Raw genomic sequence first — 12132 nt, 5'->3', positions numbered from 1 at the left:
GGGGCCGCTTCGAGCATCCGGGGGCCAGAGTCCCCGGAAGTGCCGTCCTCCTCTTGTTATTTCTTCTCCTCGGCCTCAACCTCTTCCCAGCCGGTGATCATGGCCTTGATGTGGGCGAGCGGGGTGTGGCCGGTGGTGGTCAGATAGACGTGGGCGATCAGGAACAGCAGCATCATGAACGCGGCGATGGTGTGGAAGAACGCCACCCATTCCAGGCTCAGGTACTTGTCCCAGCCCCAGGCGTGCCACTTGTCGAAGAAGATGTAGAACCAGCCGGTGAACCAGATCAGCGGGCCGATGAACAGCATCACCCCGAGATAGGCCAGCCGCTGCAGCGGGTTGTGCTTCTTCAGCGTGGTCAGGCGGAACGGATGCGGCGCATTGACGAAGATGCCGAACAGGTAGTACTTGGCCATGGCATCGACCTTCGCCAGCGTCGGGATGTACTGCTTCCATTCGCCGGTGGTGAAGTGCCAGAAGATGGCGAACACCCACAGCCCGACCAGCGACCAGGCGGCGATGGTGTGGTAATTCACCGCCTTCTCGAAGCCGAAGTTGGCGTAGCTGCCGTGCACCTCGAAACCGGTAATGAGCAGGAAGATGATCAGTCCCGCCTGCGACCAGTGCCAGATGCGCTCGAAGATCTTGAAGACGTAGAGTTTCTGCATTGCGTGTGCGGACATGTTCTTACCCTTTCCGGCCGAGGTAGGTGCGCAGGCCGCCATGAATCAGCACGCCGGCGAGCGTCGCGGCGGCGAGCAGCCAGCCGATGATGTCGAGCATGCCGTTGGCGTCGCGACGCGGCATGTAGACACCCTTGATCGAAGCCAGCCGGCCGTTCTTGGCGTGGCACTGGGTGCAGGTCAGGGCATCGGCCTTCGGCGCGACCATGTGGGTGATCGGCCAGCTCATCTCGGTGGAGACGAAGTCGAACTTGCCGCTGAAGGGCTGTCCGGCCGCCGCGGCGCCCGCCTTGAGGGCGGCGTCCCACTTGTAGTTGGCCCAGAAGCCGCTGTCGTCCTTTTCGCCGTAACCGACGGCGGTGTGGGGCACCAGCAGCGACTTGGTTTCGAGGTCGTAGGGCTGCTTGCCGCGGAACACCTTGAGCGGCCAGATGCGCGACTGGCCGTCGGTCGGGCTGCCACCGTACTCGTTGATCTTGGTCACGCCCTGCGTATTGACCGGGTCGCCGAGCAGGGTGTATTTCACCTTGCCGTTGAGCCAGGCGTACTCGGGCACGACGTCGCTCTCGTAGGTGAAGTTGCCCTTGATCGAGTCGTACTTGTCGTGGTGACCCGAGGCATCCGGGATCTTCATCCGCTTGCCGTCGGGCGTCAGCTTGCCGGCGGTGGACCAGTCCCAGGTCATCTTGGTCGGCTGGGCGCGGGCGAACTGCGGCACGTGGCAGGTCTGGCAGGCGATCTTGTCGGTGTGGCTGTTGAGACGCTCCTTGGCCTTGTGCGGTGCGCTGCCGTGGCAGGACTGGCAAGAAGCAGGGTTGCCCTTGTTTTCCTTGCCGCGCATGTGGGCCGCGTCCTCGGCCTTGCCGGTCGGGGTGTAGCGGCTGCCCGGGATGTTGTGGCCTTGCGTCGCGTGGCAGGTGGCGCAGCTGAAGTTCAGGCCCTTGGCGTCCATGTGCACGTCGAGGTACTTCGCCGGCTTCTTCAACGAACTGTCGAGGTCGCCGTGCTTGACCGCGTCGCCGCCGCCGCCGAAGAAGTGGCAGGCGCCGCAGGTGTCGCGGCTGGTCTTGCCGACGGCCTGCGCGATCTTGGGCAGGTCGACCGCCTTGGCGATCTTGCCCGAGCCCGGCGGGAACTCGATGTCCTTGTAGGTCGGGTGACCGGCAAGGCCCGGCAGCTTCTTGTAGGCACCGGTGGTGTCATGGCAAACCAGGCAGTCGACATTCGTCTCGGACGTGTAGTCGAAGGTCTTGGCGTTTTCCATGCCGTAGCCGACGTGGCAGGACGAGCAGAACTTCTCGTTCGAGGCCGTCGCCGTACAGAAGTTGTTGATGACGTTTTTCTTGCCGAGCTTCTGGTTGTTCTCCGGGTTGACCCACTCCCAGGTCCAGTGCTTGGTCTTGTGGATCTGCTTGGCCGCCTCGGTGTGGCAGGAGAGGCAGGCCTTGGTGACTTCGGGGCCGGACTTGAAGCTCTGCTGCAGTTCCTTGAACTTGCTGTGGTCGGCCGTGCTGCTGAGCATCTTGGCCGGCGCGGCGGGGGCCGCTGCCGCTGCCGGCGCTGCCGGAGCAGCGGCCGGGGGCTCGGAGGCGCCGGCGGCAAGGCTCAGCCCCGCCAGGGCCGCCAGAAGGATATGCGTGATTCTCATGGTGAACTCCTCTGTGTGGTCGGGGATCAGCAACCGCTACCGCCGCCGCCACCGCCGCCACCGCCGCCAGCCGCCTTGGGATAGATGATCTGCGGCGTGGGCTTGGACGGATCCATGATGATGAACTTCGCCTGGTCGGCGGCCACCTTGCTCATGATGTCGCCCACCAAGGGGCCGAACATGGGACCCAGCAGGCCGGCGTTCATGGCGCCGATGTAGGTCTTGCCGTCGTTCTTCTTGTAGACGGAGATCTTGCAGGGCATCAGGATGGAGAGGAAGCGCACGCTGTCCTCGTTGAGGATCGGGCCGGAGTACTTGGTCGAGCAGGCCTCGACCATCATCACCGGCAGTGCGTTGCCGCCGTCGGCCTTGACCGCGGCTGCGGGGTTGCGCAGGCCCGAGAGCGACCAGCCGTTGCCGGCGGCTTCGATGTTGTGCTGGATGCGCGCCACCGTCTCCTCGACGCCGAAAGGACTGAGGTGTTCGTGGAACATCATTCCACCCATCATGTTCCAGCCGAGCACGCCTGTGAATACGATGCCTAATACGAAGCTACCGACGATCTTGAGCATGGCAAATCTCCCCTAGTGAATCTAGTAAATAAGAACGTGCTTATTCTCTTATAAGTCCGGACACGGATGTTGACCATTATCAAACAAACCTGCCTTCTTTTCTGGTCCATAAGTAGGACCGGCAGGGCTTACTTATGGGCTATGGCGGACCGGCGCATGCCGGAAACAGCCCGCCAGATGGTCGTTGACGAGGCCGACCGCCTGCATTAGCGCGTAGCAGATGGTCGAACCGACGAATTTGAAGCCGCGGTGCCTCAGATCCTTGGACAGGGCATCGGATACCGCGGAGGTCGCCGGCAGGTCGCCCATCGATTGCCAGACATTGCGGACCGGCCGGCCATCGACGAAGCCCCAGAGATAGGCGTCGAAGCTGCCGAATTCCCGCTGCACCTCGAGGAAAGCGCGGGCGTTGGCGATGGCGGCGGCGATCTTGAGGCGGTTGCGCACGATGCCGGGGTCGGCCAGCAGCCGCGCGACGTCGGCATCGTCGTAGCGCGCCACGCGTGCCGGATCGAAACCGTCGAAGGCCTTGCGGTAGTTGTCGCGCTTTCTCAGGATGGTGAGCCAGGACAGCCCGGCCTGGGCGCCTTCGAGGATGAGGAACTCGAAAAGGACGCGCTCGTCGTGCTGCGGCACGCCCCATTCCTCGTCGTGGTAGGCGACGTAGAGCGGATCGTCGCCGCACCAGGGGCAGCGCGGCTTCAGAAGACCAGCGTCGCCCATTCGGGATCCAGGGTGCGCAGGACGAAGTCGGTGGCGCTGGCCGTGGCGGCATACTCGGGAATGTAGGCTTCGCCCTCACGGATGTTGGCCTGCAGCGCCATGGCGCAGCCGATGAAGCGCACGCCGAGGTTGGCGGCCTCGCGCATGAAGGCGTAGATGGACTTGCTGCCGCCGGCCGCCGCGAACAGCCGCTCGGCCTCGCCGGCGACGAGCAGGCGGGTGGCACGGCCGCTGAAGTGGATCTCGACCTCGCAGTCGAGCGCTGCCGCCGCCGTGGCGTGCACGAAGGGCGTCGCGCAGAGCTCGGGCCGCTCGGGCGTCGCGGCCCAGAGCAGGATGGCGAGCCGGGTGCGGTGGGTGCTCATGTGATCTCCGCGTCGGGTTCCATCGCCAGCACGTGGTGGCGGTAGGTCGCGCCATCGACCAGCGCGGTGCGTTCCCGTTCCCAGTCGCGGGCGTGGCCCCGCACCATCCAGCCGCGGCCGTAGGGGTCGCGGTTGATCAGCGCCGGTTTCTCCTCGGCGTCTTCGTTGGCTTGCGTCAGCACGAAGGAAACCGGTGCATGCACCGCCAGCACGGTCTTGGCGCACTCGACCGTGCCCAGGCCACGGCCGTTGTCGACTTCGGCGCCGCGCGGCTTGGCGGTGAAGGCGATGATCTCCCCGGCATGGAAGATGCCGAGGCTGGTGGCGCCGATCACGACGTCGTCCCCATCCACGCGCACCCACATGTCGTGGCGGGTGTCGTAGAGGAGACCGTCGGGAACGGCGCCACGGAAGACCTCACGCGCCATCAGCGCAGCCGGATGGTGCCGCAGGCGACGCGCTTGCCGGAATTGCCCGCCGGCTGCGAGCGGTAATCGTCGGGATCGGCGTGGATCACGACGCTGCGCCCGAGGATGCCGCTGGAACCTTCCGCCAGCGACAGCTGGCTCAGCTCGGCGACGAGATTGGCGTTGCCGGAAGCGTCGGCGACGAGATTGGGCATGTCGCCGGCGTGGTGCTCGCTGCCTTGATGGCCGTGCGCCTTGCCTGCCGGGTTGAAATGGCCCTTCGCGCTGCTGGCGTCGGGCGCGCTGCAGTCGCCGGATTCATGGATGTGGAAGCCGTGATCACCCGGCGTCAGGCCGCTGACGCGGGCCTCGACGCGCAGCTTGTCGTCGTGGGCGACGAAGGTCACGCTGCCGGCGACCTGGCTGCCGGATCTCGGCTCGAGCGTGGCCTGGGCGGCCGGGCCGCCACCTGTCGTGCCGGCGCAGGCGTTCAGAAGCAGGGCCGCGGTGGCGGCGGAAAGCATCGTTGTGGTTTTCATGGTCTCTCTCCTTCAGGGGTGATTGGCGGAAGAGAGAGGGAGTCGAACCCACCCGGGACCGCATGGCGGCCCCTGCCGGTTTTGAAGACCGGCCGTCCCACCGGGGAACGTTCTCTTCCGTTGTTCTTCATCGGGTTTGCCACTCCGGTGCCGCGCCGGCCTGTCTCAGGGCATGCTCGTCGCGGACGCGGCGAGTGTAGCCGATGCGGTCGAAGAACTCGAGGATGTGGATCGCCACCTTGCGGCCGCCGCCGATGGCGTCGCGCAGGTCGGCGGCGCGCGCGCTGCCGTGCTCGGCGCAAAGCCGGGCGACGATGGCCGCGAGCTCGGCCACGGCCTCGGCCGTGAAGTAGTGGTCGTGCGCCACGGGGTAGAGCTCGCCGGCGCGCGCCACGCGGCGGAACAGCTGGCGCACGGTGTCCTCGGCGGTGCCGGAGGCCTTCGCCACGTCGCGCACGCGCGGCGGGCCGCAGGGCGCGGCATCGAGCAGCGGCTTGAGCACGGCGAACAGGTCGCGGTCGGCGGGCGAGACGCTGGCCTGATGCGACGGCAGGTGCAGCCAGGCGCCGCTGCCGCGGATGGCGTCCTCGCGCAGCAGTTCCGCCACCAGCGCGTCGAAGGCCGGGCGCGGCAGCGGCGCCAGCGTCATGCGCCGCAGTCGTTCGCGCTCGACGCCGACCATGTCGGGTGTCCGTTCATGGTCGCGGGCGAGGGCGTCGAGCAGCCGCCCGCGCAGCGTCTGCCAGGCCGCCGCATCGAAGCCGGCGCGGCCGCTGCCGTCGGCGACCACGCGCAGGCCCGCGCCGCGCCAGAGCGCCTCGGCCGCAGCGTCGGCCAGATTCCAGTTGCCGGCGAAGCGCGCAAGGTCGACGCCGGCGGGCGACTGCGCGGCGAGCAGGGCCAGCGTGGCCGCCGGATCGTCGTCGCGCATGGCGGCGAGCAGCGCCAGCCGCTCGGGCTTGCGCTTGTGCCGCGATGGCGGAAAGACGTCGAGTGCGCGTCCCCCGGCGACCGTGCGCTGCGCGCCGGCATCGCGCAGGACGAAGCGGTCGCCGTGTACCGCCAGTGTCTCGCGTTCGAGGATGATCTCGGCGAGGGCGTTCCCGCCCGGCGCGAGTTCGTCGCCTTCGAGCAGCGCCACGCGGCCGAGGATGTCGGCCGCGCCCAGATGCAGATGCACCGCCGTCCAGTGCTTCAGCGCGGGCTGGCCGGCGGGAACGCGCAACTCGGCGTGAAAGCGCGTCAGGGGCCGGGCGGCCGCCGGTTCGACGACCCACATGCCGCGCTCGATGTCCTTCTTCTCGAAGTCGCCGGCCAGCGCCAGCGCGCAGCGCTCGCCCGCCCGCCCGGCTTGCGCGGGCCGGTCCTGCACGTGCAGGCTGCGCACGCGCGCCTTGAGCCCGGGGGGCGAAATCGTCACCGTGTCGCCGACGCCGACTTTTCCCGAGAATGCCGTGCCGGTGACGACCGTGCCGACGCCGGCAAGACTGAAGCAGCGGTCGATGGCGAGGCGGAAGCGCCCCTCGGCGGCGCGCGCATGATGGGTCGCGGCGGCCGCTTCGAGGTGCGCGCGCAGCGCGGGCACGCCTTCGCCGTTGCGGCCGGACAGCACGAAGATCGGGCTGCCCGCCAGCGCCGTGCCGTCCAGCAGCGCCTCGATTTCGCCGCGCGCCGCGGCGAGTCGCGCGGTATCGACGGCATCGCATTTGGTCAGCGCCACCGCGCCGTGGGCGAGGCCGAGCAGGTCGATCAGTTCCAGGTGCTCGCGGGTCTGCGGCATCGGCCCGTCGTCGGCCGCGATCACCAGCAGCACGAAGTCGATGCCGGTGGCACCGGCCAGCATGTTGTGGATCAGCTTCTCGTGGCCGGGCACGTCGATGAAGCCGAGCACCGAACCGTCGGCCAGCGGCGCGTAGGCGTAGCCGAGGTCGAGCGTGATGCCGCGCGCCTTCTCCTCGGGCAGGCGGTCGGCATCCACGCCGGTGAGCGCCTTCACCAGCGTGGTCTTGCCGTGGTCGATGTGGCCCGCCGTGCCGACGATCATTTGCCGACGATCATGGGTTGCGCTCCAGTCCTGCCAGCGCCGCGGCGAACTCGCCTTCTTCCTGCGGCTGGAGGCAGCGCAGGTCGAGCAGCAGCGCGCCGTCCTCGATGCGGCCGATCGCGGGCCGGGCGAGACCGCGCAGGCCTTCCTCGATGCGATTGAGCACGCCGCTGCGCCTGCCCTGGGGCCGCACGGCGAAACCGGCCGAGGGCAGGCGGTCCACGGGCAGCGAACCCGAGCCGATCTGCGATTTCAGCGCCACGATTTCGACGGCGACCGGCAATCCGGCCAGCGCCGTTTTCAGCACTGGCAGCAGGCGTACGGCGGCGGCGCGGATGTCGGCCTCGGGCCGCGTGAGTTGGCGCAGCGCGGTCAGCCGCAGGTGCAGGCGGTCGGGGTCGCGGTAAAGCCGCAGCACGGCCTCGAGCGCGGCCAGCGTGAGCTTGCCGACGCGCAGGGCGCGCTTGAGTGGATTCCTCTTGATCTTCGCGATCAGCTCCTTGCTGCCGACCAGCAGCCCGGCCTGCGGGCCGCCGAGCAGCTTGTCGCCGGAGAAGGTCACCAGGTCGGCGCCGGCGGCGATGGCTTCGCGCGGCGTCGGTTCGTGGGGCAGGCCCCATTGCGCAAGGTCGGTCAGCGTGCCGGAGCCGAGATCGACCACGAAGGGCAGGCCGTGGCGGTGCGCGAGTGCGGCCAGCTCGCTTTCCGGCACGGCGTGGGTGAAGCCCTGGATCGCGTAGTTGCTGGTGTGCACCTTCATCAGCATTGCCGTACGCGTCGGCGCTTCCTCGACGGCGGCGGCGAAGTCCTTGAGGTGGGTGCGGTTGGTGGTGCCGACCTCGACCAGCTTCGCCCCGGCACGGCTCATCACGTCCGGAATGCGGAAGGCGCCGCCGATTTCCACCAGTTCGCCGCGCGAGACGACCACGCGCTTTCTCTGCGCCAGGGTGTTGAGCAGCAGGAACACGGCGGCGGCATTGTTGTTCACCACCGTCGCGGCTTCGGCGCCCGTCAGTTCGCGGAGCAGTTCGGCGACCACGTCGTCGCGGTCGCCGCGCCCGCCGGAATCGAGGTCGTATTCGAGGGCGCAAGGCGAGCGGGCCGCCGCGACCAGCGCCTGCACGGCCTCTTCGGGCAGCGGTGCGCGGCCGAGGTTGGTGTGCAGCACGGTGCCGGTGAGATTGAACACTGGCCGCAGCTTCGGCGTCGCCTTCGCCGTCACGCCGGCGCCGACTTTTTCGACGAGCCGGTCTTCGCCGGGAAGCGGCGCGCCGCCTTTCACCGCTTCGCGCGTCGCCGCCAGCATCGCCCGCACTTCCGTGGTGACGAGGCTGCGGCCGTGGGATTCGATCAGTGAGGCGATCGCGGGGTGGGCAAGCAGGCGATCGACGGATGGCAGGCGGTGCAGTTCGCTCATGGTTTCACCCGTACCGGGCAGAAACGAAGATGGGTTGATTCTATCGTGGCCAGCGGGGCGTCATGCCTTGCGCAGATCGTGATGCTTCAGCGGCAGGGAACGGATGCGCTTGCCGGTGGCGGCGAAGACGGCGTTGCAGACGGCCGGCGCCAGCGGCAGGATCGCCGGCTCGCCGTGCCCGCCCCAGAAGCCGCCGCTCGGGACCAGAACGGTTTCCACCTTCGGCATTTCCGCGATCTGCGGCAGGCGGAAGTTCTTGAAGTTCGTCTCGACGATGCGTCCGTTCCTGACATTGTTATCCTGGTAGAGAATCGGTCCGAGTCCGTAGATGACGTTGCTCTCCGCCTGCGCGCGGCAGTTGTCGGGGTTCACCACGTGCCCGGAATCGATGGCGACGACGATGCGCAGCACCTTGACCTCGCCCGCCGCGTCGATCGTGAGTTCCGCCACCGTGGCGGCGAAGCTGCCGAAGCCTTCGACCACGGCAACGCCGCGGAACGCGCCTGCGGGCAGGGTGGCGCCCCAGCCTGCGGCCTTCGCGACGGCCTCGAGCACGCGGCGGTTCTTGTCGCCCGGGCTCATCATGGCGAGGCGATACTCGACCGGGTCCCTGCCCGCAGCGGACGCCAGTTCGTCGATGAAGCACTCGCGGTAGAAGCCGTTCTGCTGTCCGGGCGCGCGCCAGAAGCCGACGGGCACGTGGCCGTTGCGCTGGGCGTAGTCGACCTGCTGGTTCGGCACGGCGTAGGGCATGTCGCTGAAGGTGCGCACCGCCGTGAAGTCGATGCCGTCCTTGCCGAGGGCCTGCGGCATCAGGACCTTGAGGATCGAAGGGCAGGCGATCTTCGTGTGCATGGCGACGATGTTGCCGCGGGCGTCGAGGCCCGCCTTCATGCGCACGATGCTGGCGGGCCGGTAGAAGCCGTGCTGCATGTCCTCCTCGCGCGACCACATCAGCTTCACCGGCGTGCCTGCCATCGCCCGGGCGATCTTCACGCCCTGGATGACGAAGTCCTGCGGTCCGCCGCGGCGACCGAAGCCCCCGCCGAGCATCATCTTGTGCACCTCGATCTTCTCCAGCGGCAGGCCGGAGGCCTCGGCCGCGGCCGCCATCGAGGCCTCGCCGTTCTGCGTCGATGTCCACACTTCGAGGGTGCCGTCCGGCTTGAACCAGGCGGTGCAGGTCATCGGCTCCAGCGTGGCATGGTTGAGGTAGGGCGACCGGTACTCTGCCTCGATCACCTTCGCCGCCGTGGCCAGGGCCGCGTGCGCATCGCCGGACTTCTTCGCCTGCGGCAGGTCGGGGGCGGCGAGACCGTCGCGCAGCATGGCGTCTATCGTCTCGTTGCTCGCCCTGCCGTGGTCGCCGACGTCCCACTCGATGCCGAGCTTGCCGAGCGCCTCGTCGGCCCGCCACCAGCTGTCGGCGACGACCGCGACGAAATCGTTCTCGCGTACGATTTTTTTCACCCCGCGCATTTTTTCGGCCACGCGCGCATCGACGCGCGCGACCTTGCCGCCGAACACCGGGCATTGCGCGATCGATGCATGCAGCATGCCGGGCAGCGTGACGTCGACGCCGAAGACGGGCCGGCCCAGGACCTTGTCGGGGATGTCGAGGCGCCGAATCGACTTGCCGGCGATCTTCCAGTCCTTCGGGTCGCGCAGCACCACCTCGGCTGGCGGCGACAGCCTGGCGGCGTCGGCGGCCACCTCGCCGTAGCGCAGCGTGCGGCCGCTCGGGCGGTGGGTGATCACGCCAGCAGCGGCCGCGCATTCCGTGGCGGGAACCTGCCAGCGCGCGGCCGCCGCCCGCGTCAGCATGTCGCGGGCACTGGCGCCCGCCTTGCGTACGTAGTCCTGCGACGAGCGCACGCCCATGCTGCCGCCGGTCGACATCGAACCCCAGATGCGGTTGCGCCGGATATGCTCGTTGGGCGAGGCGAACTCGGTGCTGACCCTGGCCCAGTCGCAGTCGAGTTCCTCGGCGACGAGCTGGGCGAGCGCGGTCTGCGTGCCCTGTCCCATCTCGGAACGGGCGATGCGGATGACGACCCGGTCGTCCGGGTGGATCACGATCCAGGCGTTGACCTCGGGCACGGCCTTGCCCGGCGTCGCCGCGGCATTGCTTGCGGCGGGGAAACTGAACTCGAGGGCGAAGCCGCCGCCGATCGCGGCGGAGGCCTTGAGGAATTCGCGGCGGGAGAGGGCGGCAGTCATGGCGCTCTCCTCACGCCTTCTTCGCGGCGGGCCGGCCGGCGAGGGCATGGATCGCCTCGCGCACCCGGGCGTAGGTACCGCAGCGGCAAAGGTTGGTCATGGTCGCGTCGATATCGGCATCGGAAGGTGAGGGATTCTTCGCCAGCAGCGCGGCGGCCGACATGATCATGCCGGTCTGGCAGTAGCCGCACTGGGGCACCTGGTGGTCGATCCAGGCCTGCTGGATGCGATGCAGGCCCGCCGCACCCTTTGGCGACAGCCCCTCGATGGTGACGATGGCCTTGCCGACGGCCTTGGATGCGGGCAGGGAACAGGCGCGTACCGCCTGGCCGTCGATATGCACCGTGCAGGCGCCGCAGACGTTGATGCCGCAGCCATACTTGGTTCCGAGCAGGCCGAGGTGGTCGCGCAGCACCCACAGCAGCGGCATCTCGGGCTCGACATCGACCCGGCGGATGGTGCCGTTGATCTTGAGTTCAAGCATCTGGTCCCCTCTGTCGAAAAGCCCGGCCTGACCGGTACGGTATAGGCACCCGGTACGACAGGCTGCTAGCCGCCCGGCACCAGCAGCAGGTTGGGGCCGGCGCGGGCGTAGCCCGCTTCGTCGACCAGGATGTCCAGCGCCAGCGTGGCGAGGTCGTCGGCGACCGGATCGACGCCGCCCTTCTCCTGATAGACGACCTTCAGGTAACTCTTGCAGGAATCGCAGGTCTCGGCGCGCACGGCTCCCGGCCGCTTCACCGCGTCGCCCGCGAGTTCGCGGTAGGCGATGCCTTCGGTGGCATCGCAGGCCGCACACTTGACGCGCACCAGGTTCCACTCGGTGTTGCACAGCGCGCAGTGCAGATAGCGCAGGTTGGCCACCGTGTTTTCGCCGGCGCCGGCGTTGCGCACGACCGAGGCGACCGGCAGGAAGCCGCAGCAGGGGCAGACGCCGGGCACGTCGAGCGCGGCGATGCCGCGCGAGGCGCCGAGCTGTGCGGCGGCGCCGGTCCATAGCACCTGCAGCGCCGCGCCGACGTAGGGCAGCAGCGCGGCGTCCGCGCCGTAGAGCTCGGTATGCAGCACGCGTTCGGCCGGCGCCTCGAGGTCGGCGGGTGGCAGGGCCGCGAGGCGGGCGAGGTCGCCGCGGGCGGATTCCGGCGCGGCCGGAGTGACGGTCTCCACCAGCTGGCGCAGCACGGCGTGCCAGGCGGCATCGCGCGGCCACGACTGGGCGGGCAGGGGCGGCATGCGGTGCTCGCGGGCGCGCGCCAGTGCCGCCGCATCGGGCAGCGGCAGGGCCGGCAGCGACTGCAGCGCGGCATGCTGGGCGCGGGTAAGCGTCGCCAGGAATTTCAGCCAGTCGGCCAGAACATGGCCGTCGGCGAGTTGTTCGAAGCGCCGGGCGCGGGTGGCGAAGACGCTGCCGGCGTCGGGGGCGATGACCGCAGGCGGCTCGGCTGCGGACTTGATCTGAATCGTGGGTGTCGTTTGGATGCTTGGCGTCATGTCGAAAAACGGCCCGCGAACAC

12 protein-coding genes and 1 tRNA gene are annotated in these 12132 nt (G+C 68.6%); all 13 read right to left on the bottom strand.

Going from position 1 to position 12132, the window contains the following annotated elements:
• Positions 1-56: 56 nt before the first annotated feature.
• The 13 genes from EJE94_RS13195 to fdhE all read right to left on the bottom strand — a co-directional run bounded on the left by EJE94_RS13195 (position 57) and on the right by fdhE (position 12109).
• A complete protein-coding gene (locus EJE94_RS13195; RefSeq protein ID WP_124962465.1) occupies positions 57-683 on the bottom strand; it encodes a cytochrome b/b6 domain-containing protein in 627 nt (208 codons plus the stop codon).
• A 4-nt stretch (positions 684-687) separates the two neighbouring features.
• Positions 688-2331: a tetrathionate reductase family octaheme c-type cytochrome gene (locus tag EJE94_RS13190; protein ID WP_121242182.1), complete on the bottom strand. Its 1644-nt coding sequence runs from the start codon at positions 2329-2331 to the stop codon at positions 688-690.
• Positions 2332-2357: 26 nt separating this feature from the next.
• Positions 2358-2903 carry a DUF302 domain-containing protein gene (locus tag EJE94_RS13185; protein ID WP_121242181.1) on the bottom strand — a complete coding sequence of 182 codons (546 nt, stop codon included), beginning with the start codon at positions 2901-2903 and terminating at the stop codon, positions 2358-2360.
• 132 nt (positions 2904-3035) lie between these two features.
• Positions 3036-3626 (bottom strand): DNA-3-methyladenine glycosylase I, encoded by a 591-nt coding sequence (locus tag EJE94_RS13180; protein WP_121242180.1) that lies wholly within the window; start codon positions 3624-3626, stop codon positions 3036-3038.
• Entirely contained in the window at positions 3605-3991 is a 387-nt protein-coding gene (locus EJE94_RS13175; protein ID WP_121242179.1) for a DsrE family protein, read from the bottom strand. Before EJE94_RS13175 ends, EJE94_RS13180 begins: the two co-directional genes overlap by 22 nt.
• Complete coding sequence (locus EJE94_RS13170) at positions 3988-4419, bottom strand: glycine cleavage system protein H (protein ID WP_121242178.1); 432 nt, start codon at positions 4417-4419, stop codon at positions 3988-3990. The genes EJE94_RS13175 and EJE94_RS13170 overlap by 4 nt, the downstream gene beginning before the upstream one ends.
• Positions 4419-4937 (bottom strand): superoxide dismutase family protein, encoded by a 519-nt coding sequence (locus tag EJE94_RS13165; RefSeq protein ID WP_121242177.1) that lies wholly within the window; start codon positions 4935-4937, stop codon positions 4419-4421. Before EJE94_RS13165 ends, EJE94_RS13170 begins: the two co-directional genes overlap by 1 nt.
• Before the next feature lie 23 nt (positions 4938-4960).
• Positions 4961-5056: transfer RNA gene (locus EJE94_RS13160), tRNA-Sec, on the bottom strand.
• An 8-nt stretch (positions 5057-5064) separates the two neighbouring features.
• On the bottom strand, positions 5065-6981 hold the full coding sequence (gene selB / locus EJE94_RS13155) for a selenocysteine-specific translation elongation factor (protein ID WP_121242176.1): 1917 nt from the start codon (positions 6979-6981) through the stop codon (positions 5065-5067).
• Between the two features lie 10 nt (positions 6982-6991).
• Positions 6992-8398 carry an L-seryl-tRNA(Sec) selenium transferase gene (gene selA / locus EJE94_RS13150; protein WP_121242175.1) on the bottom strand — a complete coding sequence of 469 codons (1407 nt, stop codon included), beginning with the start codon at positions 8396-8398 and terminating at the stop codon, positions 6992-6994.
• 60 nt (positions 8399-8458) lie between these two features.
• On the bottom strand, positions 8459-10618 hold the full coding sequence (locus EJE94_RS13145) for a xanthine dehydrogenase family protein molybdopterin-binding subunit (RefSeq protein ID WP_121242264.1): 2160 nt from the start codon (positions 10616-10618) through the stop codon (positions 8459-8461).
• 10 nt (positions 10619-10628) lie between these two features.
• Positions 10629-11102, bottom strand: coding sequence for a (2Fe-2S)-binding protein (locus tag EJE94_RS13140; RefSeq protein WP_121242174.1), 474 nt, complete (start codon positions 11100-11102; stop codon positions 10629-10631).
• Positions 11103-11167: 65 nt separating this feature from the next.
• Positions 11168-12109, bottom strand: coding sequence for a formate dehydrogenase accessory protein FdhE (gene fdhE, locus EJE94_RS13135; RefSeq protein ID WP_121242173.1), 942 nt, complete (start codon positions 12107-12109; stop codon positions 11168-11170).
• Positions 12110-12132: the final 23 nt, after the last annotated feature.

The organism is Sulfurisoma sediminicola, from assembly GCF_003865015.1.
Lineage (GTDB): Bacteria > Pseudomonadota > Gammaproteobacteria > Burkholderiales > Rhodocyclaceae > Sulfurisoma > Sulfurisoma sediminicola.
Note: the sequence above shows the minus strand (reverse complement) of the source record. Positions and strands in the feature narration are given on the sequence as shown.